Consider the following 24,253-nt stretch of genomic DNA (forward strand, 5'->3'; position numbering starts at 1 on the left):
CCGCCTCCCCCACCCACCCCCTCGCGCCGCCGCAGGCACCGTGTCGTCGCGCTGGACGTGGGGAGTTGCCGCCGTGGGCAATCGTGCCGCTGGGGCGGCACGGGTGGGCACGGCACCACGGTGCCGAGGGGCGTGGACGGGGGCGTAGGGGAGGGTCAAGCCCGGCGCAGGCCGTACGCGTGGGTGGACTCTCGGTTCGGGAGGCGTGTCCAGCCTGTGCGGGTCAGTAGTGACTGTGAGGGTGCGTTCGTGGGGTCCGTCTGGGCCAGGAGGGACGTCACCTCCGGGTGGGTCAGGGCCCATTGCGAGAGTGCGCGCAGCGCCTCCGTCGCGTAGCCCTTGCCCCGCGCCGCGACCGCCAGGTCGTAGCCGACCTCCACGCAGCCCTCGTCGTCCGGCGCCCCGTGGAAGCCCATGCCGCCCACGGCGAGCCCGTCCTCGGCGCGGACGAGCGCGTACATGCCCCACGCGGGCCGGTGCACCCCGGACGCGTACGCCTTGCTCACCATCGCCGCGGCGACCCGCGTCCCGTCGAAGGGGCCGCCCTCGATCCAGGTGAACCCGCCCGTGCCGCCCGACGCGAGATCGGCCGCCGCGGCGGGCGTGACCTCGGTCAGGGTGACGGGGCCCGCGGGGATCGTGAGCGTGTTGTGCCAGCGCCAGCCCTCGACAGGCGCGCGCCCGGGGAGCGGGCCGCGCCCGGTGGCCCAGAGCAGGGCCGCCCAGTGGGTCTGCCCCGAGGGCGCGGGCGGCAGGTGCGGGAAGAGATGCGCGAGCACCGCCTCGCAGAGCTCGGCGGGCGGCTCCGCGTCGATGCCGAGCGTGCGCGCGATGTCGTACGTGTGGAGGAGGATCTCGGCGACGCCCATCGCCGAGAAGCCCGCCGCGTCCGCGCTGCCGTGCGGGTAGGGGTGATACGCCCGCACGCCGGGCGGCGTCGTCCGCACCACGGAGGCCAGGATGCCGCCGGCCGCCTCGATCACCCGGATCGCGCCCTCGGGGCCCGTGCCCTCGTCGAACGTCATGTCGAAGGGGACGTAGTCCGAAGCGGCCCGGCCGGTCAGCTGTCCGGCGTACGAGACGAGACAGCCCGCGATGTGCTCCGCCGTCGCGAGGCAGTCCCAGTCGAGACCGCCCGCCGACCCGCTCCAGTCGCGGTCCTCCGCCGTGCGCAGTGCCTTCGCCGCGTACGCCACGGCCTCGTCGATCCTGTCCCCACCCATGAGCAGCATGCGCAGAGAGTACGGGAGCGGCCCGCGAACGGCGTTCGATTTACGAGGCCGGTCACGGGGCCAGCAGCTCCAGCTCCGTGGTCAGGTTCTCGCGCGCCGGCCCCTCCCAGTTGGCCGCCCCGTAGGGGGTCCTGAACAGCCGGGGGAGGGACAGGAGGTGGCGCAGGACGTCCGCGCGGCCCGCCCGGAACGCCTCGGCGGGCACGAATCCGTACTCCTCGCGGACGGCGGCCGCGTAGGCGGCGTACGCGTCCGGGGCCGACGCCAGGATCGCCAGGTCGGCGTCGCACAGCGTCTCGCCGTTGCGGTCGTCGTCGGCGGGGTCGTGCGTGACGGTGAGCCGGACCAGGCGGGCCACCTCGGCGACCGCCCCGTCGCGCAGGCCCGCCTCGGCCAGGGCGCGCTCGGCGAGGCGCGCGGAGCGCTCCTCGTTCTCGGAGCGGTCCGGCGCGTACACCGCGTCGTGGAACCACGCGGCCAGGCGGACGAGTTCGGGGTCGTCGGCGTGCTCCGCCAGTACGTCGACGTGGTCGAGGACCGCCGCCAGGTGATCGAGGGTGTGGTAGCGGCGCTGGGGCTCCGACCAGCGCGCGATCAGGCGTTCCGCGTAGGGGCCGGGGTCCGGGGCGGCCTCCCGCGGGGCCTCGGTCGTACGGCGCAGGGTGGCGGCCCAGCGGGCGCGGAGGTCCTTTTCGTCGGCCATGGGCGAACCCTAGCCGTTGCCATGTGCCCGCCCGGACGATTGGCTGCCGTCATGACCACGACTACTGAAGCGACCTATGAACCCGACCGCGCCGGACGCCTCCTGCGGGCCGAACGCGACCTTCTCGTACCGCTGTTGAGGGCCGCGCCCGACGACGCCTTCGCGGTGCGCACCTGTTGTCCCGGCTGGACCGTGCGGCATGTGGTCGCGCACTGCGGCTCCGCGCTGATGCGGGTGGTCGAGAACCGCTTCGAGGAGGGCGTGTACTCGCCGGAGAGCAACGAGCGCGACATCGCCGAGCGCGCCGACTGGCCCGTCGCGCGCGTCGTGGACGAGCTGGAGCGCGGCATGACGGAGGCCGGGCCCGTCCTCGCCGCCGCCAAGGGGCACCTGGACGGCGTCGCGCTCGGCGAGTGGGTGCACGCGGGGGACGTACGGGAGGCGTGGGGCAAGCCTGGGGCGTACGGCGGCGCGGGGCTCGTGGACGCGCTGCCGCTGCTCGAACAGTTCAGCAGGGGATCGCACGCCGCGTCCGCCCTGCCGCTGCACGCGGACGTCGACGGCCTCGACGAGCCGCTGACGCTCGGTGTCGCCGACGGGACGCGGCCGCCCGCCCGTTACATCGGGGACGCGCCGACGCTGATCAGGCTCTGCGCGGGGCGGCCGCTGACGGGCACGCGGTACGAGCTCGCGGGCGCGGCGGAAAAGGAGTTGAACCTCTTCGGCTGACGTGGATCATGAGGGGGCCCGACCGACCGCGAGCCGTGACCGAGGAGCCCCCGCCGGATGCCGTCCGATGCCACACACCCCGCCGTCCCCGCCGACCCGAACGTGCTGCATCCGATGCCGGGCCAGTCCCGCGTCGTGCTGCTCAAGCCGCTCGTGACCTCGCCGTTGATCGACGTCGGTGACTTCTCGTACTACGACGATCCCGATGACCCGACCGCCTTCGAGACCCGCAACGTGCTCTACCACTACGGTCCGGAGCGGTTGGTCATCGGGAAGTACTGCGCGCTCGGCGAGGGCGTGCGGTTCATCATGAACGGCGCCAACCACCGGATGGACGGGCCCTCGACCTTCCCCTTCCCGATCATGGGCGGGTCCTGGAGCGAGCACTTCGACCTGATCAGCGGCCTGCCGGGCCGGGGCGACACGGTCGTCGGCAACGACGTCTGGTTCGGCTACCGCTCGACCGTCATGCCGGGCGTCCGGATCGGCCACGGCGCCGTCATCGCCTCGGGCGCCGTGGTCGTCGACGACGTACCGGACTACGGCATCGTCGGCGGCAACCCGGCCCGCCTGATCCGCCGCCGCTTCGGCGACGAGGACATCGCCCGGCTGCTCGAACTCGCCTGGTGGGACTGGCCCGTGGAGCACCTGACCGAGCACATCCGCGCCGTGATGTCCGGCAGTGTGGACGAACTGGCCGCGGTGGCGCCCCGTTAGGCGCATGTCGCCGCGCCCCTACGAGGCGCTGCCCGCGTGCACCGTGAACGCCGCCGTCCTGACCTCGCCCTCGTGCTTGAAGTCCAGGAACAGGCGGTACGCGCCCTTGCTCGGTGCCGCCGTCATGAACGAGATGCCGGGGCCCGCCTTCGTCCTGCCGTCCCCGGGCTCGCCGTTCGGGTGGACGTGGAGGTAGGCGAGGTCGTCGGCGCGCAGCGCCACCAGGTGGCCGTAGGCGCCGAGGTAGGGCTGGAGGTCGGTCACCGGCTCGCCGTTCTTCGCCACGCTCAGTGTGAGGTCGCCGCCCGCGCCCGTCTTCAGCTCGCCCTTGAGCGTCACGTCGTAGCCGTCCACGGTCGCGGTGGTGCCGTGCGCGGGCAGCTCCTTCGGCTCGTACGCGCCCGCCACCGCGAGGTCGGCGCCGAGCGTCAGGCCCTCCTTCGCGCCCTCGGGGCGGAAGTCGGCGAAGACGCGGTAGCCGCCCGCCTCGGGCAGCCGCACCGGGGTCGACCAGGTGCCGTCGGCCGCGCGGACCGGGTGCAGATGGCGGTAGGTCGTCAGATCGCGTGAGGCGACGACGAGGTGCAGTTCCTTCTCGTGCTCCGCCCGGTACGCCGTGACGTTGCGGCCCGTGGCGTCCTTGACGACGGCGAAGCGCAGCTCCTGCGCCTTGCCCGCCGTGACGCGCGGGGTCTTCAGGTCGAGCGTGTAGCCGCGGTCGGCGCTCCGCAGGCCGCCGGGGGCGGTGGCGCCGTGGCCCGTGTGCTCCGCGCCGCCGTCGTCGTGCGCGCCTTCCTTCCCGCCGTCCTGTCCGGCTTCGTGCCCGCCGTGACTGGCCGTGGGCTCCTTCTCCGTGACCGGGTCGACGGCCGTGCCCACGCCGTACGCGGTACCGAAGGTCGCGGCGACGGCGGCGGCAAATGCGGTGATCTTCAGTCCCGTGTTCATGACTGCTCCCTCGTGACTCGATGCACTCGAAGATACCCCCTAGGGGTATAAAGTCAAGCCTGAATCCTCCCTTGCGTTCGGTACCCCCCAGGGGTATACATGGATCTCGTCAGGAGTACCCGCCCCAGGTATCCGGACGCATTCGGGACCCCTTCGGGACACACGAGGAGCGCCAGACATGCCCACCACCACACCCAGCCCCACCGAGGCGGCCGAGGTAGAACTCGCCATCGGTGGCATGACCTGCGCTTCCTGCGCCGCCCGCATCGAGAAGAAGCTCAACCGCATGGACGGCGTCGAGGCGACCGTCAACTACGCCACCGAGAAGGCCAAGGTCACCTACCGCGGCGCCGACGTCTCCGTGCGGGACCTGATCTCGACGGTCGAGGCCACCGGCTACACCGCACAGGAGCCCGCCCCCGCGGCGGAAGCGGCGGGCGCGGACCAGGACGGGGACGAGGCCGCCGACGACGGGCTGCGCCCGCTGCGCGAGCGGCTGGTCACCGCGGTGCTGCTCTCCGTGCCCGTGATCGCGATGGCGATGGTGCCCGCCCTCCAGTTCGAGTACTGGCAGTGGCTCTCGCTGACGCTCGCCGCGCCCGTCGTGACGTACGCGGCCTGGCCCTTCCACAAGGCGGCCTTCACCAACGCCCGGCACGGCGCCGCCACCATGGACACGCTGATCTCGGTCGGCACCTCCGCGGCCTTCCTCTGGTCGCTCTGGGCGCTCTTCTTCGGCACCGCGGGAACGCCCGGCATGACGCACCCCTTCGAGCTGACCATCGCGCGCAGCGACGGCGCGGGGAACATCTACCTCGAAGCCGCGGCCGGCGTCACCGCGTTCATCCTCGCCGGGCGGTACTTCGAGGCCCGCTCCAAGCGGAAGGCCGGGGCCGCGCTCAAGGCGCTGCTCCAGCTCGGCGCCAAGGACGTCACCGTGCTGCGCGACGGCGGGCGCGAAGAGACCGTGCCCGTCGGCGAGTTGAGGACCGGCGACCGCTTCCTGGTCAGGCCCGGCGAGAAGATCGCCACCGACGGCGAGGTCGTCGAGGGCTCCTCGGCCGTGGACGCCTCGATGCTCACCGGCGAGTCCGTGCCCGTCGAGGTCGGCGAGGGCGACCCGGTCACCGGCGCCACCCTCAACGTCGGCGGCCGCCTGGTCGTCGAGGCCACCCGCGTCGGCGCCGACACCCAGCTCGCCCGCATGGCCAAGCTCGTCGAGGACGCGCAGAACGGCAAGGCCGCGGCCCAGCGCCTCGCCGACCGGATCTCCGCGGTGTTCGTGCCGGTCGTCATCGGCCTCGCGCTCGCCACCCTCGGCTTCTGGCTCGGCAACGGCGCGGGCCTGACCGCCGCGTTCACCGCCGCCGTCGCCGTACTGATCATCGCCTGCCCCTGCGCCCTCGGCCTCGCCACACCGACCGCGCTCATGGTCGGCACCGGGCGCGGCGCCCAGCTCGGCATCCTGATCAAGGGCCCGGAGGTCCTGGAGACCACCCGCAAGGTCGACACGATCGTCCTCGACAAGACCGGCACCGTCACCACCGGCAAGATGACGCTGCTCGCCACGCACACCGCATCCGGCACCACGGCCGCCGAAGTCCTGCGCCTGGCCGGTGCGTTGGAGCACTCCTCGGAGCACCCCATCGCCCGCGCCGTCGCCGCGGGAGCGGCCGCCGAGGCCGGCCCCCTGCCCGTACCCGAGGACTTCGCCAACGTCGCGGGCCTCGGCGTCCAGGGCGTCGTCGAGGGCCACGCGGTCCTGGTCGGCCGCACGCAGCTGCTCGGCGAGTGGGAGATCCGGCTGCCCGCCGGCCTGGAGCGCGCCAAGGCCGAGGCCGAGGCGGCGGGCCGGACGGCCATCGCCGTCGCCTGGGACGGCGAGGCCCGCGCGGTCCTGGAGGTCGCCGACGCGGTGAAGGACACCAGCGCCGAGGCCATCGAGCGGCTGCGGGCACTCGGCCTCACCCCGATCCTGCTGACCGGCGACAACGAGGCGGTCGCGGTGTCGGTCGCCGCCGAGGTCGGCATCGACGCCGAACACGTGATCGCCGAGGTCATGCCGCAGGACAAGGTCGACGTGGTCAAGCGGCTCCAGGCCGAGGGGCGCAGCGTCGCCATGGTCGGCGACGGCGTGAACGACGCGGCCGCGCTCGCCCAGGCCGACCTGGGCCTGGCGATGGGCACGGGCACCGACGCCGCGATCGAGGCGGGCGACCTCACGCTGGTCAGGGGCGACCTGCGGGCGGCGGCCGACGCGATCAGGCTCTCGCGCCGCACGCTCGGCACGATCAGGTCGAACCTGTTCTGGGCCTTCGCCTACAACGTGGGCGCGCTGCCGCTGGCCGCCGCGGGCCTGCTCAACCCCATGATCGCGGGCGCGGCCATGGCGTTCTCCTCGGTCTTCGTGGTCGGCAACAGCCTGCGCCTGCGGGGATTCAAGCCGCTGGCCTGATCCGCCGCCGCGGTTCCCCCGCGAACCTTTCGGCACCCCGGTGCGAGCGACTCGGCTCGCGCCGGGGTGTTCTGCGCGTAGGCTGTCAATTGGACTAGACCTATGTGACCGGGCTCGCGATCAGAAGGAAGAGACATCCATGAGCAAGCGTGCAGTCCTGGAGGTGATCGCCCTCGGCGCCGAGGACGCCGTCGCCGCCCAGGCCGGGGGTGCGGACCGCCTTGAGCTGGTCACCGACATGGCCGCCGACGGCCTCACGCCGTCGCGCGAGACCTTCGCCGAGATCCGCGCCCGGGTGGACATCTCGCTGCGCGTCATGCTGCGGCTTGCCGACGGATTCGCCGCAGGTGACGTCGACGCGCTCGTACGCCGGGCCGGTGAGCTCAGGAGCGAGGGCGCCGACGAATTCGTCCTCGGCTTCCTCGACGAGGCGGGCGGCCCCGACATGCAGGCCGTCGAAGCGCTGGTGGAGGCACTCGACGGGTGCCGCTGGACCTTCCACCGGGCGATCGACAGGGCCGCCGACCGCGACGCCCTGCGCAAGCAGCTCGCGGACCTGCCCGGCCTGGACACGTACCTGACGGCGGGGGCCGCGGGCGGCGTCGACGAGGGCCTGCCGACGCTGCTCGCGGAGGCGGCGCGGCGGGGGGAGCCGGGGTACGAGCCGCAGCTCCTGATCGGCGGCGGGCTCCGGCTCGACCACCTGCCCCGGCTCAAGGCGGCGGGCGTCGACGCGTTCCACATCGGCGGGGCGGCCCGGCCCGACGGCTGGTCGGCACCCGTCTCCGCCGAGGCGGTCGCCACCTGGAGGGCGGCGGTCGACGCCTGACGCTCCGCTGGCATGGTGGTCTTGAACCGCGGGCCGGTCGTGGCTGGTCGCGCGGTTCCCCGCGCCCCTTTCAGGGGCGCGGACCCAACTGGACCACAAGGGGGACTTCATGACCGCACCGAAGGACCGGGCACTGCCCGTCGCCGTCACACTGCTCACCGGGACCGTCGCGCTCTACATCGCGCTCGTGGCGTTCGGGAACATCACGGACTTCGGCACGAACCAGCAGTTCGTACGCCATGTCCTCGCGATGGACACCACGTTCAAGGACAACGGCCTGATGTGGCGCGCCGTCGAGTCCACCGCGCTCCAGGACGCCGCGTACGTCGGGATCATCGTCTGGGAGACCGTCGCCGCGCTCGTCCTGATCGCGGCGACGGTCCTGTGGACCGGCGTCCTGCGCGGCCGCCGGGACATCCGCCAGGCCCGCTGGGCGGGCACCGTCGGCCTGTTGATGATCCTGGTCCTGTTCGGGGCGGGCTTCATCGGCGTAGGCGGCGAGTGGTTCGCCATGTGGCAGTCGGAAAACTGGAACGGCCTGGACGCGGCGACACGGGTGGTGACGCTGACGGGAATAGTCCTGGTGGTAACGCACTTGCCGAGCCCCGTAAGGGGCGCGGGGAACTGCGCGACCAGCCACGACGAACCCGCGCCGGGCGCACGGCCTTAAGCGAGCTGCACGGGCAAATCCGCAGAGTGGACGACGACGAGACCGGACACGGCCCGGGTAAGCCCCACGTACAACCGCCGCAGCCCGGTGCGGACATCGGGCTCCCCGTCCACGATGGAGCCGGGCTCGTCCAGTACCACGTAGTCGTACTCAAGCCCCTTCGCGAGCGACGCGGGCACCAGCGTCAGCCGGGTGTCCCGCGTCGTCTCCTCACCGGGCGCCAGATACGTGAGCCCCGCCGCCGCCAACGCCCCGGCGAGCGCCGGGATTCGGGCATCGGCGGCGATGAGCCCGACAGAGCCCTCCTGACGGAGGGACTCGACGCACGCCTGGAGGCAGCCCGCGTCCAGGTCCTCGACACGGCGTACCGCCAGCGAACCCGGCGACTCACGCACCGAGTTGACCTCGGCGAGGCCGGGTGCGATGTCGGGAAGCAGCAGGGACGCGTACGCGATGACCTCGCGCGGCACGCGGAAACCGGCCGTCAGCTCCTCCACCACCGCGTCGCCCTTGCCGAGATGCCCCAGCGCCTCGTCCCAACTCCGCGTGGCCCAGGGCGTGGTGCCCTGCGCGAGGTCACCGAGCACGGTTGCCGAACCCGTCGTGCAGCGCCGCCCCACCGCGCGGTACTGCATGGGGGAGAGGTCCTGCGCCTCGTCGAGCACGACGTGCCCCAGCGAGTGCGTGCGGGAGACCAGATCGGTCGCCTCGTCGATCAGTACGGCGTCCGCGGACGACCACTTGGCGCTCTTCACGCTCCGCGCGGGCTTCGCCCACAGCACGGCCCGCTGCTCCTCCTCGCTCAGCACGCCCTCCGCGTGCTCGGCGAGGAACTCCGCGTCGGAGAGCAGCCGCAGGACCAGCTTCGCGGGATCGACCGGCGGCCAGAGGGACTTGACCGCCGCCTTCACGGCGGCGTTGCGGGCCACCGCGTCCTGCACCCGATCGTCGGGGGCCTCGCCCGACTGCTCCATGCGGACCAGGACCGCGTGCGCGATGCGCTGCGGAAGCGCCTCGCGGGCCGCGCCGTAGCGGATGTCGCGGTCCAGCAACTCCCGTACCAGCTCCTCAAGTTCGTACGCCGGAATGCGCCATCTGCGCGAGCCGCGCACGACCATCAGCGGCTCCGTCGGCAGCGTGACGTGCGAGCGGACGGCCTTGCGAAGCACCTCGGCCATGCGGGCGTCGCCCTTGACGAGCGCGGCGGACGCCTCGTCCGTGCCGCGCACCTCCACATGGGCCACGAGGCTGTCGACGGTGGCCTGCCTGACCTCCAACTCGCCCAGCGCGGGCAGGACTTGCTCGATGTAGTGCAGGAAGGAGTCGTTGGGCCCGATGACCAGGGTGCCGGTGCGCGCGAGGCGCTCCCGGTGCGCGTACAGGAGGTAGGCGACACGGTGCAGGCCGACGGCCGTCTTGCCGGTGCCGGGGCCGCCCTGCACGCAGACGCTGCCGCCGAGCTCGCTGCGGACGATCTCGTCCTGCTCGGGCTGGATGGTGGCGACGATGTCCCGCATCGGGCCCACGCGCGGCCGCTCGATCTCCTGCTGGAGGAGCTTGCTGGTGCGCTCGTCCTCCGTGGCGTCGCTGAGGTGCTCGTCCTCGTACGCGGTGAGGTCGCCGCCCGTGTAGCCGAAGCGGCGGCGCAGCGCGATGTCCATCGGGTCCTTCTTGGAGGCCCGGTAGAACGGCTGCGAGACCGGCGCGCGCCAGTCGATGACCATCGGGTCGCCGTCGGCGTCGTGCACGTGCCGCCGTCCGATGTAGAACTCCTCGCCCTCCGCGCCCTCGGCCTGCTCCGCGCCCGGCGCGTGCAGATAGTCGAGCCGCCCGAAGAACAGGGGCGTGTGGGCGAGATCGGCGAGGGACTTGATGCGCTCGTCGACCTGCCGCTGCAGGACCGCGGCGTTCACCCAGTTCGCGGTGACGTCGCGGATGTCGAGGGCCTCGGCGTCCTCGCGCATGGCGCGCAGGGCGGCCCGGGAGGCGGCGAGATGCCCGCGCTCGCGGGCGAGTGGGTCCTCGGGCGTGGCCTCGGACATGGCTTGCTGGGCGTGCGCGTGCACGGGGTGCCTCCGGCGGTTCTACGGGTTCGTGTGCGGGCCTCTGCGTTCGTGCTCTGCGAGGTGCCGGCCGGTTTCCGTCCGGGCGGCGGCGCTCCACGGGGGAGGCGGGGAAGGAGGCATCCTAAGTCAGCGGTAGCTGAGGGGGCCACCGAATTTCCTCCTGGGCCCGCACGCGCTGGTCAGTCGTCCGCCAGCTCGGCCACGCCCGTGATCCGGTGCAGCGGATACGTACGGACCTCGTCGGCCGTGTGGTCGTACGCCGTGACGAAGCCGCCCTCCACCCGGACCGGGGCGATCACGCGCTGGCTCGCCGAGCCCTCCGCGTTGACGTAGCCGATCCACACCGCCTCGCCGGTCAGCACCGCGGCCTGCATCGTGGCGAGGGTCTCCGCGGCCGTGGTGCGCGGCAGCCGCCCGTCCGCGGTCTGCGGTGCCTCCTTGCGCGGCGCCGTCGACGCCAGGTCGCCCGCCCTGATCGCCCGCACGGCCGCGCCGACCAGCGTCGCGTCCGGCAGCGGCGGGCCCTCGGGGACCGGCTCGGGGGCCGAGCGCGGCGGGGTGCGGTGGGCGTGGGCGCGGGTGATCAGGACGTCGCCGTCGGCGGACTCGGCGGCGGGCGCGAAGCCCATGCCGCGCAGACCGTCGAGCAGCGCGCCTGGGTCCGCCTGCGCGGCGAGCACGGTCGGCGCGAGCCTGCGCAGGCGCAGGCTCTGGGCGCGCTTGTCGGCCAGGATCTCGTTGAGCAGCGCCTCGTCGTCGCAGCGGACGTACGCGGACGCGGCGCCGATGCGAAGGTGGCCGTGCCGGCGCGCCACGTCGTCGATCAGGTACGCGAGGGGCTGCGGGACCGGCGTACGGGAGTGGGCGGTGAGGAAGGCGTGCAGGTCGGAGGCCGACTGCCCGGAGTCGAGCGCGCGGCGCACGGAGCCCGGCGTGAAGCGGTAGACGGTGGCGCCGCCCTTGGACTCGACGTCGGCGAGCACGGCGAGCGCGTCGGCCAGCGGGCGTTCGAGGGGGCCGGGGGCGACGGCGGTGAGGTCGGCCTGGAGCAGGACGTGGTCCAGGGGCTCGGGCAGCAGGGGCGCGAGGAGCTGGGCGGCGTGGGCGGCGGCGAGGGCCGGCTCGGCCGGGCTGTCGCCGGAACCGGTACCCGCGCCGGCACCGGCGGCCAGCAGCGCCCTGCCGTGCGTGGACAGCGCGCCCCGGCCCGTGACGCCGAGCAACTCGGCCTCGTTCAGCGTCCATCGGGCGATGCGGGAGCGCAGGTCCTGGGATGCGGGGGAGGGGCGCTCCCAGCGCAGCCTGGCCAGCAGCGAGTCGGCGACGGGCGCGGCGCCCTCGGGGAGCGTGGCGGCCAGGGCGAGGACCCGGCGGCGCACCTCGGGGGCGGCCGAGCGGTCCAGGTGCGGGCCGAGCGCGGAGAGCGTGCGGTCCTTGCCGTCGCGGCCGCCGATCAGGCCCGCCGTGCGGGTCGCCGTCAGCCAGGCGGTGGCCAGCGCCGACCAGCGCGCGGGGGCGGGCAGCTCCTGCCACTCGTCGTAGGCGGGCGTCGCCGCGTACCGCTCGTCCGCCTCGCCGTCGGAGGCCAGCAGGCCCGCGGCGTAGGCCAGTTCGACCCAGAAGGCGGCCAGCGGCTCGGGCAGGTCGAGGGCGACCGCCGTCCGCTTCAGGTCGCGCACGCTGAGGCCGCCCGCGCGCAGCACGGCGGGCCCGCCCTCGTCCCAGTCCTTGAGGAGCTCCTCGACGGTGGCGAGCGCGGTGTACGCCTGGCCCGCCGCCGTGGTGTCCACAACCTGTGGACGGTGTTCGCGCGCGGCCTCCACCGGCGGCGGCGTCGGCTCGGGCGCGCGGTGCGCGCGGCCCCCGCGCAGGTGCAGCGCGGCCTCGCGCGGCAGCACGACGGTGCCCGGCGCGGTCGGCAGCAGCAGGCCCCGGTCCAGGAGCCAGCGCAGATGACGCGCCGGATCGGCGGTGACCTGCCCGTACGGCGGCCCCCACACCAGCCGCGAAAGCACCTCCACGGACTCCGCGGGCGCCTCGTCGAGCAGCGCGGACATCCGGGCCCGGTCGGTGAACAGGGCGGTGAGCGACCCGACGGCGGAGACCGGATCGTGCGTGGTGGGCAGCCCCGCGGCCGCCACGATGTCCTGCACCCGGGTCGGCGACATCCCCGCGGTGGCCTCGGCGACGGTGGGCCCCAGGCCGGTCGGCGACGGGTGCTGCGGGGCGGGCGCGAGCAGCTCGCGCGCGGTGCGCACGAGCCGCAGCCGGTCGTCGGGCCCCCACACCAGGGCCTGCTCGTGCAGCGTGGCGAGCGCGTGGGGCAGCGCCTCCTCGACGGCGGCGTCCCTGTCGTCACCCGCGAGCAGGGCACGCACCTCGCCGTACGACGTCGGGTCCTGCGCCACCGCGAGCGTCTCCGCCACCTGCTGCGCGAACCGGTCGAGCCGCTCCAGCGCCCGCACCACGGACGCACGGGTGCCCGCGCGGGTCGCGAGCTGCGTCAGATCGTTCGGCACCGGCCCGAGCAGATCGGGCCGGGCCCGCAACAGCGCCGCCAGCGCGTCGTCGTCCCGCGAACGGAGCGCCTCGGCGAGGGAACGTGGAGTCTCCGCGGCACGCGGCGGTGCGGTCACGCTCGCGCTGGCGCTGTCCGTGGGCTGCGGCTCGTCGGTGCTCATCCGGCTCACGGTAGCGGGTCGGCGGGGAGGCGGTGCGGTTGTGTGCGCCGCGGTGCGCGGCTCATCCGGCGCCCCACCCCTCACTGCCCGGCGGGCCGCCCGTCCCGCGGCCCGAAGACCGCGAGCGCGTCGGCGCCGGAGGCGCGGGCCCGCAGGTGGCAGTCGGCCCGTTCGACGGCTTCGGGGAAACGGGACTCCCGGGCCACCGGGGTGAGGGCGGCTTCGATGGTCGAGGGCCTCCACGGGCTGCGGGCGCCACTCGTTCCGCCATGGTCGCCACGATGGAGTGACGCGGCCCTCGCGCCGGCCCTTTTCGCTCGCCGCGAAGGGCGGGCTCCGGCTGATGTCCGAGATGCAACTGGGCCAGGAGGAGCACGAGTTGACCGCCCCGCGAACCAACTGAAGCCCCTTTGAACGTTTCTGCCGCTCTCGAAAGAGTGAACACCTCCCGTTGGCCGGGCGGCCGGGACGGTGACCAACCTAGGTTCCGCACATGGTCAGTTCAGCCCACGAGGGCTTGCACCGCATCTTCCAGGAGCGGCCCGAGATCCTCGCCCCGGTCTTCCGGACGCTGGGCATCCCCTTCCCGGAGAAGGCGACCCTCGACGCGCTCACCCCGGATGTGACAGAGACCAAGCCGCTGGAGCGGCGCGTGGACACCGTGCTGCGCATCGGCCCGTCCGACGGAGACGACTTCCTGCTCGCCGTCGAGTCGCAGGGAGCACGGAAACCGGAGAAGGAGTCCAGCTGGCCGTACTACGTCGCACACCTCCAGGCCAAGTACCGCTTACCCGTGCTGCTGCTCGTGGTCTGCCAGGACCTGCCCACGGCCAAGTGGGCGGCAGGCCCCTTCGACTGCGGCACCCGGGGCTGGACCACGCAGCGCACGTACCCGATGGTCGTCGGTCCCGACAACCTGCCGGTGATCACCGACCGGCGGACCGCGGCGGAGAACCCCGCGATGGCGGCCTTCTCCGCCCTGGCACACGCTCGCAGCCCGCACATCAACGCCATACTGGAAGCATTCGGCCGTGCCCTTCAGGAGCAGGACGGAAAGGCATCCGACTACTTCTACGAGTTCCTGGACATCAACCTGCGGGGCACCGCAGCCGGAGACAAATGGAGGGAAATTATGGGCTTCGTCAGCTACTTCCCCGGACGCGGCACGGTCCGCGAGACGGCTTACCTCGAGGGTAAGGCCGAGGGCAAGGCCGAGGGGGTCGCCGAGGACCGTGCTTCCCTGATCCTGCGCGTGCTCCAGACGCACGAGGTCCCCGTTTCCGACGACATCCGCGAGCGCATCACCTCGTGCACCGACCTCGACACGCTCGGCCTCTGGTTCGACCGCTCCCTCACGGCCGCCACGGCGGATGAGCTCTTCGCCGAGCCCCAGGAAGCCCCGGCGGGCACTACGGACACGGGTGCGTGACCCCGGGACCACGCACCCGCTCCGGGCGGGCCCCCTGTATGCCACGTCACCGCTGTCACCCGCGCCCATGCGGCACACTGGACGTTTGGCCTAACGGAAAGGCGCTCGCGTGAACGGTCCCCTCATCGTCCAGTCGGACAAGACCCTCCTGCTCGAGGTCGACCACGAGCGGGCCGACGCCTGCCGCCGTGTCATCGCGCCCTTCGCGGAGCTGGAGCGTGCCCCCGAGCACATCCACACCTACCGGGTCACGCCGCTGGGGCTGTGGAACGCGCGGGCCGCGGGGCACGACGCCGAGCAGGTGGTGGACGCGCTCGTGGAGTTCTCGCGGTACCCCGTGCCGCACGCGCTGCTCGTCGACATCGCCGAGACGATGGCGCGGTACGGACGGCTCACGCTCTCCAAGCACCCCACCCACGGCCTGGTCCTCACCACCACCGACCGGCCGGTCCTCGAAGAGATCCTGCGGTCCAAGAAGGTGCAGCCGCTGGTGGGCGCGCGGCTCGACCCGGACACCGTCGCCGTGCACCCCTCCGAGCGCGGGCAGATCAAGCAGACGCTGCTCAAGCTGGGCTGGCCCGCCGAGGACCTCGCCGGGTACGTGGACGGCGAGGCGCACACCATCGACCTGGACGAGAGCGGCTGGTCGCTGCGGCCCTACCAGCAGCAGGCCGTCGAGGGGTTCTGGCACGGCGGCAGCGGTGTCGTCGTGCTGCCCTGCGGGGCCGGTAAGACCCTGGTGGGCGCGGGAGCCATGGCGCAGGCCAAGGCGACCACGCTGATCCTCGTCACCAACACCGTCTCCGCCCGCCAGTGGAAGCACGAGCTGGTCAAGCGCACCTCGCTCACCGAGGACGAGATCGGCGAGTACAGCGGGACCAGGAAGGAGATCCGGCCCGTCACCATCGCCACGTACCAGGTGCTCACGACGAAGCGGAAGGGCATCTACCCGCACCTGGAGCTCTTCGACTCCAGGGACTGGGGGCTCGTGATCTACGACGAGGTGCACCTGCTGCCCGCGCCCGTCTTCAAGTTCACCGCCGACCTCCAGGCACGCCGCCGCCTCGGCCTGACCGCCACCCTCGTACGCGAGGACGGGCGCGAGTCCGACGTGTTCTCCCTCATCGGGCCCAAGCGCTTCGACGCCCCGTGGAAGGAGATCGAGGCGCAGGGGTACATCGCGCCCGCCGACTGCGTCGAGGTGCGCGTCAACCTCACCGACAGCGAGCGGCTCGCGTACGCCACCGCCGAGGCCGAGGAGAAGTACCGCTTCTGCGCGACCACCACCACCAAGCGGAAGGTCACCGAGGCGCTGGTCAAGAAGCACGCGGGCGAACAGACCCTCGTCATCGGGCAGTACATCGACCAGCTCGACGAGCTCGGCGAGCACCTGGACGCGCCCGTCATCAAGGGCGAGACGACCAACGCGCAGCGCGAGAAGCTCTTCGACGCCTTCCGGCAGGGCGAGATCAGCGTCCTGGTCGTCTCCAAGGTCGCGAACTTCTCCATCGACCTGCCCGAGGCCACCGTCGCCATCCAGGTGTCGGGCACGTTCGGCTCGCGCCAGGAGGAGGCCCAGCGGCTCGGCCGTGTGCTGCGCCCCAAGGCCGACGGGCACGAGGCCCGCTTCTACTCCGTCGTCGCCCGCGACACCATCGACCAGGACTTCGCCGCGCACCGCCAGCGCTTCCTCGCCGAACAGGGGTACGCGTACCGGATCGTGGACGCGGACGATTTGCTGTCGGGAGGCTGACGGCAGGAGCGGCTTCGGATCGGCTCCCCGCGGGTCCACCACCGATCGGTACGCTGGGGAGCTGGTAGGAAGCCGATGAGCCAGCCACGTCGAGGGCAAGGAGGGCGCCATGCCTCACCAGGAAATCTATGAGGTGCTCTACACCGAGCCCGCGGCGCAGGACCGCGACCGCCTCGACCCCGTCCGCAGGGCGTCCTTCGACAAGGCCGTGGAGATCCTGGCGCGCGATCCGTACACGGAGCACTCGCGGTCGATCGGCGTGGGCGGGCAGGACCGGGAGATCCGCCTGACCTCACAGATCGTGGCGGAGTACATGGTGTCGCGTGGGCGCCTGCTGCTGGTCGTCCTGCGGGTGTTCGACGACGCGGACATTCTGCTGCCGGAGGACTGACGCGAGCAGGGCCACGCACAGCAGCGCGTACGGCGAGGCCAGCGGCTGCTGCCACCACGGCAGCCGCAGGTCCAGGTCCCCCTGGTGCGGAAGCAGCCAGAACGTGCGGGCCGTGAAGAGCACGGCCACCCCCGCCGCGAGCCGCGGCCTGCCCTCCGCGACCAGCAGCGCGAGCAGCGGCACGCACCACACCCAGTGGTGGGACCAGCTGATCGGGCAGACGAGCAGGGCGGTGAACGCCGTGACGAGCATGCCCCGCGGCCCCGCGTACGCACCGGCGCCCGCGTGCACACGGGCCGCGAGCCAGAGCCCGCCGACCGCGACGAGGAGCGCGGGCACCGCCCAGAAGAGACCGGGATCCGCGTCGTGCAGCAGCCGGGCGACGAGCCCCTGGAGCGACTGGTTGTCGACGATCCACGCCTTGCCGACCCGCCCCGTCTCGAAGACCCGCCGGGTGAAGAAGTCGACGCTGGCGGCGGGCAGCACGAGCGCGCCGAACGCCACGGTGCCCGCCAGCGAGGCGAGGGCGGTGACCCCTTCGCGTACGCGCCCGGTCAACAGGTAGTACGCGATGAAGACGGCGGGCGTCAGCTTGATCCCGGCCGCGACGCCGAGCGCGAAGCCCTTGCCGAGGGTGCCGGGGCGCCGGGTGAGGTCCCACAGGACCAGGCAGGCGAGCGCGAGGTTGATCTGCCCGAACAGGACGGTCTGGAAGACGGGTTCGAGCCAGAGCGCGGCGGCCGTCGCGGCGCACAGCAGCGGGGCGCGGCCGGGCAGGCCGACCAGCGTGCAGGAGAGCCTGACCAGGAGCGTGAGCAGCGCCGTGTTGCCCACGAGGAAGGCGGCCTTGAGGGCGCCCACCGGCAGCCAGGTCGTCGGTACGAAGAGGATCGCGGCGAACGGCGGGTAGGTGGCGGGCAGTTGCCACTCGGTGACCGTGAACCCGTACAGATCACCGCCGTTGGCGACCGCGGCTCCCTCGGCCCGGTAGACCAGCGTGTCGGCCATCGGCACGCGCCGGACCACGCAGAGGACGGCCAGGGCGGCGAGCGAGACCGCGAGCAGCGTGGCGGCTGCGGTGGGTGATCGTAAGGTCGCTTTCCGTGGTGTCACGGCGTGACCTTAGTGGACGCGGGGCGTGGCCTCGGGGAACACCCGGGCGGGCGTGCGCGGTGGCGGACCGCCGTGCTCCGCCGCCGTACGCGGTCCCGGTGGTCAGCGGCGCCTGACGCCCGCCTCCGACGCGTACTCACCGAGCACGACGACGCCGAACGCGGCGCTCACGAAGACCTTGGCGGCGCGCAGGGCACCGCCCATGCGGTGCGGATGCGCGGCGCCGCCGGTTCCTGCGGCACCGGCGGAGGACTGGACGGACGCGGGGGTGAAGGCTGCTGCACTCATGTCTCCATGATGGTTTTCGGCCGCGCCCCGCACATCGGCCTGCGGTCCACCCCGCCCGTCGCCCTGAGGTCCGACAGGAGGGGGTGTTCCCGTACGACTTGAGAGGGAGGCCGACCCTGAGAGAGGGGGAGGGGCCGGGCGACGCGGAAGGGCGGCACCGGGCCTCAAGTGGGCGCTCGCGCCGGGAAACGGTACCGTCGTGGACACCGCGCACCACCGCGCCGCGTCAACGCAGCCGCCCCGGAGGGGACTTCGTGGGGATCGAGAGCGATCAGCTGGTCTACGACTATCTGAGCCGGGTCGGAGACCTCGCCCAGCAGCGGCAGTTGCCGTCCGGCACCCGGATGCGGCTCGTCTCCCGGCTCCGCGAGGAGATCGACCGCGGCAGGGCCAAGGCGGCCGCCGACAACCCCGCGTCGATCCGCCGCATCCTGGCCCGCCTCGGCACGCCGGAGGAGGTCGTCGAATCGGCGGGCGGTACGCAGGGCAGTTCACAGGGCGGTACGCAGGGTGGCCCACGGAGCGGCTCGGGCGGCGGCGCGCCGGGCGACGATTCCGGCGACATACCGACGGCACGGAGCACCCCCCGCCCCGCCGTCCCCACGCAACGCGGCCCCCGCTCGCGCCCCCGCTTCTTCACCTCCGAGCCCTCCGAGCCCTCCGCGAACTCCGGGAGTTCCGGGAGTTCCGGCGACCCCGAGAACCCCGACGCCCCCAAGGGCCTGCGCCGCATGGTCCCCAGGCCCCGGCGCACGGCCGCCGGGGAACCGGCGGAAGCCGAGACCGAAGCCCAGGTGGAGCGCCCCTCACCGCCCCACCTCGCCGGCACCGACGAGCTCGGGCCGAGCGGGTCCGAGCCCGACTGGTGGCGGGTGGACAGCGGCCCGTTCGGGTTCGCGGACAGCGTGCCCGGGTTCGTCGGCGGCGTGGAGATCCCCGAGATACTCAAGCCCCCGCCGTCCCCCGACGACGAGCGCGGGCCCCGCCTGCGCAAGGGCGACCCGCTCGTCGACGAGGACGAAGAGGAGGGGGAGGACGAGGAGGAAGAGGCGACGGAGGACGAGGGGACCGGGCGCCGGAGGTGGCGGCTGCCCCGGCCGCGCGCGGCCGTCGACGGGGGAGCGGCCTTCAGCAACCCCCTGCTCCTGCTCGCCGCCGCGCTGCTCACCGTGGGCGCGATCCTCGGCAACTGGCTGGCCCTGGGCGGCGGCTGGCTCATCGCGTACGCCTCCCGAAAGCTCTCCCGCGCCGAGGCGAAGTGGGCCGCCCTGGGCCTTCCGGGGCTCTCGGTGGCCGCCGGGATGACCTGGCTGTGGGGGCGCAGCGACGGGCGCTGGGGCGACCCGATCAAGGAAGGGCACATGAGCGACGCCATCGCGGGGACGTGGCCCTGGGTGGTGCGGGGCGCGGCCGTCGCCTCCGCGCTCTTCCTGCTGTGGAGATCGCAGCGGCGACGGCACTGAGCACCGGGCGGCCCCGCCGCCCGGTACGGGCGGTCAACTCCCCCCGTACCCGGTCAACTCCCCCCCGTACCCGGCCTACTTCTTCGTCAGGTCGGCCTGCAACTGGTCGAGGATCCGGTCCGCCGCCGTGTAGCCGATGCCCTGGATCCACAGCTCGTCGTCGACCGTGTGGACGTTGCCCGACTTCACGGCCTTCATGTTCTTCCACAGGCCGCTGCCGACGGTCCGGGTCTGCTTGGCCTTCGCCGGATCGCCGTACGTGGAGCGGAAGATGACGTCCGTGTCCGCGAGGTCGATCTTCTCGGGGGACAGGTCGTAGGAGAAGCCGTCCTTGGCCTTCGCGGCGATCGGGGCGCGGCCCAGGCCGACGTCCTTGAGGATCGTGCCGATGTAACTCCGGTCGCCGTACAGGCGGATGTCGGCGCCCTCGATGAAGCGGATGACGTTGACCTGGGTCCGGCGGGCCTCGGCCGGGCCGCCGATGGCCGCGGTGACCTTCTCGGCGTGCGCGGTGTAGTCGGCGACGACCTTCTTGGCCTCGGCCCGCCTGCCCAGCGCGTCGGCGTGCACCTGGAAGTTCTCCTTCCACGGGTAGCCGGTGGTCTCCGTCATGACGGTCGGCGCGATCGCCTTGAGCTGGTCGTACTTCGCCGCGTGCCGGATCTTGGAGGTCAGGATCAGATCGGGCTTGAGCGCGGCGACGGCCTCCATGTCGGGGTTCAGCATCTCGCCGACGTCCTTGATGCCGCGCACCTCGTCCTTGGGCAGATAGCTGGGGAAGCCCGCGGACGCCTCGACGTGCGTGGCGCCGACCGGCTTCACGCCGAGGGAGATCGCGGAGTCCAGCTCCGCGGTGTCCAGGACGACGACGCGCCGCGGGTGCTCCGCCACCTCGACGTCGCCCATGGCGGTCTTGACCGTGTGCGTCCTGCCCGTGGTGCCGGACCCGTCGGAGTCCGACGAGCCGCAGGCGGCGAGCGCGAGCGCGCCGGTGAGGGCCAGCGCGCCGGTGCGCAGGACGCGGCGGCGCGGCAGCGGGGAGCGGAAGCGATTCATGGGGACACCTTTCGTCGCGTTCACACGGATGTGCCGGTGCGGGTCACATGGATGCGCCGGTACGGGGTCACACGGATGTGCCGGTGCGGGCGGGCGCCGTCGCGGACCACGGCGCCCCGGGGACGACCAGGGGGGAGCCGGTCACGGGGTCCGGCACCACCACGCACTCCAGGCCGAAGACCTCGCGTACGAGTTCCTCGGTGACGACCTTCGAAGGGGGTCCTTCGGCGACGACCTCGCCGGACTTCATGGCGACGAGGTGGTCGGCGTACCGCGCGGCCTGGTTGAGGTCGTGCAGGACCACGACGACGGTCCTGCCGGGGCCGCCCTCCTCGGTGGTCGCGGCCAACTGGCGGACCAGGTCGAGGACCTCGACCTGGTGGGAGATGTCCAGGTAGGTCGTGGGTTCGTCCAGGAGGAGGATGTCCGTGTCCTGTGCGATGGCCATCGCGATCCACACGCGCTGGCGCTGCCCGCCGGAGAGCTCGTCCACGGAACGCTCGGCGAGCGCGGTCACGTCGGTGCGTTCCATCGCCTCCGTCACCGCCTTCTCGTCCGCGTCGGACCACTGCTGCCACCAGTGCTGGTGCGGCTGGCGGCCGCGGGCGACGAGGTCCCCGACGGTGATCGCCTCGGGGGCCACGGGCGTCTGCGGGAGCAGCCCGATCTGCTGGGCGATCCGCTTCGTCGGGAGCTTGGCGAGCGCCTCGCCGTCCAGCAGGACCGCGCCGTTCCTCGGCTTGAGGAGACGGCCGAGGGCCCGCAGGGTCGTGGACTTGCCGCAGGCGTTGGGGCCGACGATCACGGTGACCTTGCCGTCGGGGATCGCGAGGTCGAGGTGTTCGACGACCGTGCGGTCCTCGTAGGCGAGGGTCAGCTCGCTGGCCGTCAGACGGGCCGGGTTCACTGCGTGCCTCCAGAGCGGACGGAACGGCTGCGGATGATGAGCCAGATCAGGTACGGGGCGCCGACCGCCGCGGTGAGCACGCCCACCGGCAGTTCGGTGGGCGAGAACAGGCGCCGGGCGAGCAGATCGGCGACGACCATGATCAGCGCGCCGAGCAGCGCCGAACACAGCAGCGGGATCTGCGCGGTGCGGGTCATCCTGCGGGCGATCTGCGGGGCGAGCAGCGCGACGAAGTCGACGGGACCCGCGGCGCCGGTCGCCACGGAGGCCAGGACGACACCGAGCAGGACGAGCCCCAGGCGCACCCGGCCGAGACGGACGCCGAGCGCGGTCGCGGTGTCGTCGTCCATGGTGACCGAGCGCTGGGCGCGGGCCGCCCACAGGACGAACGGCAGCAGGACGAGAAGGACCAGACCGAGCGGGTTCGCCTCGGCCCAGCCGCGCCCGTTGAGGGAGCCGGTCATCCAGATCTGCGCCTGCTGGGCGACGAGGTAGTCGCCCTTGGTCATGAAGAGCGTGGTGACCGAGCGCAGCGCGATCGCGAAGCCGATGCCGATGAGCACGAAGCGGGTGGCGTGCAGCCCGCCGCGCCACGCGAAGGCGTACACGAGGGCGGCGGCGAGCACGCCGCCGAGCACCGAGAGGTAGGGCAGGGCGGTGTAGGAGGTGATCCCGAAGGTCATCGCGCCGACGGTGAGGGCGCTCGCGCCCTGGCTGATGCCGATGATGTCGGGGCTGGCGAGGGGGTTGCGGGCGACGGTCTGGATGAGCCCGCCCGCGACGCCGAACGCGGCGCCGACCAGGAGGCCGACGGCCAGGCGCGGTTCGCGCAGGGTGCCGACGACGAGTTCGTCGGGGGAGGACTGCCCGAAGACGACCTTCAGGGCCTCGGCGGGGTGCACGAAGGACTCGCCGACGCAGAGGTACGCCAGGCAGCTCGCGGCGAGGAGTACGGCGAGGCCGACGGCGACGACGGCCGCGCGACGGTGGACGAGGAAGGCGGCGCGGCGGACGCGGAGCACCGCGTATCCGGCGGGGCGCACCCCCGTCGTGGGCACGGTCGCGGTCACGCGGCCACCGCCTTCCTGCGGACGAGGGTCACCAGGAACGGCACCCCGATGAGGGCGGTCATCACGCCCGCGGGCACCTCGCTCGGCGGGAAGACCACGCGGCCCACGATGTCCGAGACGAGCAGCATCACCGGCCCGATGACCGCGGCCGTCGGGAGCACCCAGCGGTGGTCGCTGCCGACGAGCGCGCGGGCGATGTGCGGCACGGCGAGCCCGATGAAGGCGATGGGCCCCGCGGCCGCGACGCCCGCGCCGGTCAGGATCGTCGCGCCGAGCCCGCCGACGATCCGTACGGCCGCGACGTTCTGCCCCAGGCCCTTCGCCACGTCCTCGCCGAGCGCGAGGGCGTCGAGGCCGCGCGCGACGGCGAGCACCAGGACCAGGCCCACGAGCAGGAACGGCCAGATCTGGCCGACGATCTCGGCGTCGCGGCCGGCGAGCGAACCCACCTGCCAGAAGCGGAACTCGTCCAGGGCGGAGGCCCGGGTGGTGAGGACCGCGGTGGTCACCGAGACGAGCAGCGCGTTGATCGCGGCGCCGCCGAGCGCGAGTTTCACCGGGGTCGCGCCGCCCCTGCCGCCGGCGGCGATCGCGTACACGGCGACCGAGGCGATGCCCGCGCCCGCGAAGGCGTACCAGACGTAGCCGGTCAGGGTGTGGACGCCCGCGAAGGCGATGGCGCACACCACGCCGACCGACGCGCCCTGGCTGATGCCGAGGATGCCGGGGTCGGCGATGGGGTTGCGGGTGATGCCCTGGAGGACGGTGCCGGCCAGGGCGAGCGCGGCGCCGACCATCAGGCCGATGACGGTGCGCGGCACGCGCATCTCGCGGATCACTTCGGCGGCGTCGCTGTGCCCGCCGTGCAGCAGGGCGTCGATGACGGCGGACGGCGCGATCGCCCGCGCGCCGACCGCGAGGCTGAGCAGCACCGCGAGCAGCAGGGCCACGACGGCCGCGGTCATCACGACGGCGCGTCTGACGGGCACACGCATCGGCTGGGCTCGTTTCACATGAGGCGTACGGGGGTGAGGCGCGGCGGCAGGCGAGGCGCCGGTAAGGCGAGGCTAAGTCTACGTCCGGGGTCGTTCGCGGCCCTCGGCACAATGGGCTCATGACCTCTCACGCGCTGACCGTCGGCTTCGACCTCGACATGACCCTGATCGACTCCCGGCCCGGCATCAGGGCTGCCTACCTGGCGCTCTCCGCGGAGACGGGGACGTACATCGACGCCGACCTGGCGATCACGCGGCTCGGCCCGCCCCTTGAGGAAGAGCTGCGGAACTGGTTCCCCGAGGACGAGATCCAGGAAGCGGCCGACCGCTACCGCGAGATCTACGTCACACACGCCATCGAGCCGAGCCTCGCCATGCCGGGCGCCCGCGAGGCCGTCGCCGCCGTGCACGCGCACGGTGGCCGCGCCATCGTGGTGACCGCCAAGCACGAGCCCAACGCCAAGCTGCATCTGACGCACCTCGGCATCGAGGCGGACGCGGTGATCGGCTGGCTGTGGGCGGAGGCGAAGGCCGAGGCGCTGCGCGAGCACGGTGCGGCCGTGTACGTCGGTGACCACACCGGTGACGTACGCGGCGCGCGTACGGCGGGCGCGCTCTCCGTGGCGGTGGCGACCGGACCGTGTGACGCAGCGGAGCTGCGCGCGGCGGGCGCGGACGTGGTCCTCGCCGGCCTCACCGAGTTCCCCGCCTGGCTCGACGCCCACCTCGCGGCGGGCGCCGCGCGCTGAGGCGGGGGC

22 protein-coding genes are annotated in these 24,253 nt (G+C 73.1%); 10 read left to right on the forward strand and 12 right to left on the reverse strand.

Features of this window, described 5'->3' with window-relative positions; genetic code table 11:
• Positions 1-155 precede the first annotated feature (155 nt).
• Together ACIO9J_RS28540 and ACIO9J_RS28545 are read right to left on the reverse strand one after the other, a co-directional pair.
• Positions 156-1,232, reverse strand: a complete 1,077-nt coding sequence (locus ACIO9J_RS28540) for a GNAT family N-acetyltransferase (protein ID WP_402005560.1) — start codon at positions 1,230-1,232, stop codon at positions 156-158.
• A 52-nt stretch (positions 1,233-1,284) separates the two neighbouring features.
• Complete coding sequence (locus ACIO9J_RS28545) at positions 1,285-1,935, reverse strand: hypothetical protein (RefSeq protein WP_402005563.1); 651 nt, start codon at positions 1,933-1,935, stop codon at positions 1,285-1,287.
• A gap of 51 nt (positions 1,936-1,986) precedes the next feature.
• Between ACIO9J_RS28545 and ACIO9J_RS28550 the strand changes: the two genes are divergently transcribed.
• Complete coding sequence (locus tag ACIO9J_RS28550; RefSeq protein WP_402005565.1) at positions 1,987-2,664, forward strand: maleylpyruvate isomerase family mycothiol-dependent enzyme; 678 nt, start codon at positions 1,987-1,989, stop codon at positions 2,662-2,664.
• Between the two features lie 57 nt (positions 2,665-2,721).
• Entirely contained in the window at positions 2,722-3,381 is a 660-nt protein-coding gene (locus ACIO9J_RS28555) for a CatB-related O-acetyltransferase (protein ID WP_402005568.1), read from the forward strand.
• Positions 3,382-3,399: 18 nt separating this feature from the next.
• Here ACIO9J_RS28555 and ACIO9J_RS28560 read toward each other — a convergent pair whose 3' ends face one another.
• On the reverse strand, positions 3,400-4,329 hold the full coding sequence (locus tag ACIO9J_RS28560; RefSeq protein WP_402005571.1) for a hypothetical protein: 930 nt from the start codon (positions 4,327-4,329) through the stop codon (positions 3,400-3,402).
• Between the two features lie 178 nt (positions 4,330-4,507).
• On the opposite strand from ACIO9J_RS28560, the gene ACIO9J_RS28565 reads away from it, so the two are divergent.
• The 3 genes from ACIO9J_RS28565 to ACIO9J_RS28575 all read left to right on the forward strand — a co-directional run bounded on the left by ACIO9J_RS28565 (position 4,508) and on the right by ACIO9J_RS28575 (position 8,283).
• Positions 4,508-6,784, forward strand: a complete 2,277-nt coding sequence (locus tag ACIO9J_RS28565) for a heavy metal translocating P-type ATPase (RefSeq protein ID WP_402005574.1) — start codon at positions 4,508-4,510, stop codon at positions 6,782-6,784.
• A gap of 139 nt (positions 6,785-6,923) precedes the next feature.
• Positions 6,924-7,613 carry a copper homeostasis protein CutC gene (locus tag ACIO9J_RS28570; RefSeq protein WP_402005576.1) on the forward strand — a complete coding sequence of 230 codons (690 nt, stop codon included), beginning with the start codon at positions 6,924-6,926 and terminating at the stop codon, positions 7,611-7,613.
• Positions 7,614-7,722: 109 nt separating this feature from the next.
• Complete coding sequence (locus tag ACIO9J_RS28575) at positions 7,723-8,283, forward strand: DUF2165 domain-containing protein (protein WP_402005579.1); 561 nt, start codon at positions 7,723-7,725, stop codon at positions 8,281-8,283.
• Here the strand turns inward: ACIO9J_RS28575 and ACIO9J_RS28580 are convergent.
• The 3 genes from ACIO9J_RS28580 to ACIO9J_RS28590 all read right to left on the reverse strand — a co-directional run bounded on the left by ACIO9J_RS28580 (position 8,280) and on the right by ACIO9J_RS28590 (position 13,236).
• Positions 8,280-10,325 carry a HelD family protein gene (locus ACIO9J_RS28580; protein ID WP_402006795.1) on the reverse strand — a complete coding sequence of 682 codons (2,046 nt, stop codon included), beginning with the start codon at positions 10,323-10,325 and terminating at the stop codon, positions 8,280-8,282. The two genes, ACIO9J_RS28575 and ACIO9J_RS28580, sit on opposite strands and share 4 nt — an antisense overlap.
• Before the next feature lie 203 nt (positions 10,326-10,528).
• Positions 10,529-13,030, reverse strand: a complete 2,502-nt coding sequence (locus ACIO9J_RS28585) for a helicase-associated domain-containing protein (RefSeq protein WP_402005582.1) — start codon at positions 13,028-13,030, stop codon at positions 10,529-10,531.
• An 80-nt stretch (positions 13,031-13,110) separates the two neighbouring features.
• Positions 13,111-13,236, reverse strand: a complete 126-nt coding sequence (locus tag ACIO9J_RS28590; RefSeq protein WP_402005585.1) for a hypothetical protein — start codon at positions 13,234-13,236, stop codon at positions 13,111-13,113.
• A 287-nt stretch (positions 13,237-13,523) separates the two neighbouring features.
• On the opposite strand from ACIO9J_RS28590, the gene ACIO9J_RS28595 reads away from it, so the two are divergent.
• The 3 genes from ACIO9J_RS28595 to ACIO9J_RS28605 all read left to right on the forward strand — a co-directional run bounded on the left by ACIO9J_RS28595 (position 13,524) and on the right by ACIO9J_RS28605 (position 16,603).
• Positions 13,524-14,459 (forward strand): hypothetical protein, encoded by a 936-nt coding sequence (locus ACIO9J_RS28595; protein ID WP_402005587.1) that lies wholly within the window; start codon positions 13,524-13,526, stop codon positions 14,457-14,459.
• Between the two features lie 109 nt (positions 14,460-14,568).
• Positions 14,569-16,212: a DNA repair helicase XPB gene (locus tag ACIO9J_RS28600; protein ID WP_402005590.1), complete on the forward strand. Its 1,644-nt coding sequence runs from the start codon at positions 14,569-14,571 to the stop codon at positions 16,210-16,212.
• Positions 16,213-16,321: 109 nt separating this feature from the next.
• Positions 16,322-16,603: a hypothetical protein gene (locus ACIO9J_RS28605; RefSeq protein WP_402005593.1), complete on the forward strand. Its 282-nt coding sequence runs from the start codon at positions 16,322-16,324 to the stop codon at positions 16,601-16,603.
• Here ACIO9J_RS28605 and ACIO9J_RS28610 read toward each other — a convergent pair.
• Both ACIO9J_RS28610 and ACIO9J_RS28615 read right to left on the reverse strand, forming a co-directional pair.
• Positions 16,505-17,716 (reverse strand): glycosyltransferase 87 family protein, encoded by a 1,212-nt coding sequence (locus ACIO9J_RS28610; protein WP_402005596.1) that lies wholly within the window; start codon positions 17,714-17,716, stop codon positions 16,505-16,507. The genes ACIO9J_RS28605 and ACIO9J_RS28610 overlap by 99 nt on opposite strands.
• 102 nt (positions 17,717-17,818) lie before the next feature.
• Positions 17,819-18,004 (reverse strand): hypothetical protein, encoded by a 186-nt coding sequence (locus tag ACIO9J_RS28615; RefSeq protein ID WP_402005599.1) that lies wholly within the window; start codon positions 18,002-18,004, stop codon positions 17,819-17,821.
• 254 nt (positions 18,005-18,258) lie between these two features.
• Between ACIO9J_RS28615 and ACIO9J_RS28620 the strand changes: the two genes are divergently transcribed.
• Positions 18,259-19,467 carry a hypothetical protein gene (locus ACIO9J_RS28620; protein WP_402005602.1) on the forward strand — a complete coding sequence of 403 codons (1,209 nt, stop codon included), beginning with the start codon at positions 18,259-18,261 and terminating at the stop codon, positions 19,465-19,467.
• A gap of 75 nt (positions 19,468-19,542) precedes the next feature.
• On the opposite strand, the gene ACIO9J_RS28625 is transcribed toward ACIO9J_RS28620, so the two are convergent.
• The 4 genes from ACIO9J_RS28625 to ACIO9J_RS28640 form a co-directional block, all read right to left on the reverse strand.
• Entirely contained in the window at positions 19,543-20,523 is a 981-nt protein-coding gene (locus ACIO9J_RS28625) for an ABC transporter substrate-binding protein (protein WP_402005605.1), read from the reverse strand.
• 67 nt (positions 20,524-20,590) lie between these two features.
• On the reverse strand, positions 20,591-21,430 hold the full coding sequence (locus tag ACIO9J_RS28630; RefSeq protein WP_402005607.1) for an ABC transporter ATP-binding protein: 840 nt from the start codon (positions 21,428-21,430) through the stop codon (positions 20,591-20,593).
• On the reverse strand, positions 21,427-22,500 hold the full coding sequence (locus ACIO9J_RS28635; protein WP_402005609.1) for a FecCD family ABC transporter permease: 1,074 nt from the start codon (positions 22,498-22,500) through the stop codon (positions 21,427-21,429). Before ACIO9J_RS28635 ends, ACIO9J_RS28630 begins: the two co-directional genes overlap by 4 nt.
• Positions 22,497-23,495, reverse strand: coding sequence for a FecCD family ABC transporter permease (locus tag ACIO9J_RS28640; RefSeq protein ID WP_402005612.1), 999 nt, complete (start codon positions 23,493-23,495; stop codon positions 22,497-22,499). Before ACIO9J_RS28640 ends, ACIO9J_RS28635 begins: the two co-directional genes overlap by 4 nt.
• A 119-nt stretch (positions 23,496-23,614) precedes the next feature.
• Here ACIO9J_RS28640 and ACIO9J_RS28645 point away from each other — a divergent pair, with 119 nt between their 5' ends.
• The gene (locus ACIO9J_RS28645; protein WP_402005615.1) at positions 23,615-24,244 is read left to right on the forward strand and encodes an HAD family hydrolase; all 630 of its coding nucleotides are present in this window, start codon (positions 23,615-23,617) and stop codon (positions 24,242-24,244) included.
• The last annotated feature ends 9 nt before the right edge of the window (positions 24,245-24,253 follow it).

Source organism: Streptomyces sp. NPDC087300 (assembly GCF_044744425.1).
In the GTDB taxonomy this organism is placed as follows: domain Bacteria; phylum Actinomycetota; class Actinomycetes; order Streptomycetales; family Streptomycetaceae; genus Streptomyces.

Coding starts and splice junctions, on each gene's coding strand:
- ACIO9J_RS28585 (WP_402005582.1), bottom strand. CDS start 13,030: ATGAGCACCGACGAGCCGCAGCCCACGGACAGCGCCAGCGCGAGCGTG.
- ACIO9J_RS28615 (WP_402005599.1), bottom strand. CDS start 18,004: ATGAGTGCAGCAGCCTTCACCCCCGCGTCCGTCCAGTCCTCCGCCGGT.
- ACIO9J_RS28605 (WP_402005593.1), top strand. CDS start 16,322: ATGCCTCACCAGGAAATCTATGAGGTGCTCTACACCGAGCCCGCGGCG.
- ACIO9J_RS28625 (WP_402005605.1), bottom strand. CDS start 20,523: ATGAATCGCTTCCGCTCCCCGCTGCCGCGCCGCCGCGTCCTGCGCACC.
- ACIO9J_RS28545 (WP_402005563.1), bottom strand. CDS start 1,935: ATGGCCGACGAAAAGGACCTCCGCGCCCGCTGGGCCGCCACCCTGCGC.
- ACIO9J_RS28595 (WP_402005587.1), top strand. CDS start 13,524: ATGGTCAGTTCAGCCCACGAGGGCTTGCACCGCATCTTCCAGGAGCGG.
- ACIO9J_RS28540 (WP_402005560.1), bottom strand. CDS start 1,232: ATGCTGCTCATGGGTGGGGACAGGATCGACGAGGCCGTGGCGTACGCG.
- ACIO9J_RS28555 (WP_402005568.1), top strand. CDS start 2,722: ATGCCGTCCGATGCCACACACCCCGCCGTCCCCGCCGACCCGAACGTG.
- ACIO9J_RS28550 (WP_402005565.1), top strand. CDS start 1,987: ATGACCACGACTACTGAAGCGACCTATGAACCCGACCGCGCCGGACGC.
- ACIO9J_RS28570 (WP_402005576.1), top strand. CDS start 6,924: ATGAGCAAGCGTGCAGTCCTGGAGGTGATCGCCCTCGGCGCCGAGGAC.
- ACIO9J_RS28640 (WP_402005612.1), bottom strand. CDS start 23,495: ATGCGTGTGCCCGTCAGACGCGCCGTCGTGATGACCGCGGCCGTCGTG.
- ACIO9J_RS28580 (WP_402006795.1), bottom strand. CDS start 10,325: ATGTCCGAGGCCACGCCCGAGGACCCACTCGCCCGCGAGCGCGGGCAT.
- ACIO9J_RS28645 (WP_402005615.1), top strand. CDS start 23,615: ATGACCTCTCACGCGCTGACCGTCGGCTTCGACCTCGACATGACCCTG.
- ACIO9J_RS28575 (WP_402005579.1), top strand. CDS start 7,723: ATGACCGCACCGAAGGACCGGGCACTGCCCGTCGCCGTCACACTGCTC.
- ACIO9J_RS28565 (WP_402005574.1), top strand. CDS start 4,508: ATGCCCACCACCACACCCAGCCCCACCGAGGCGGCCGAGGTAGAACTC.
- ACIO9J_RS28560 (WP_402005571.1), bottom strand. CDS start 4,329: ATGAACACGGGACTGAAGATCACCGCATTTGCCGCCGCCGTCGCCGCG.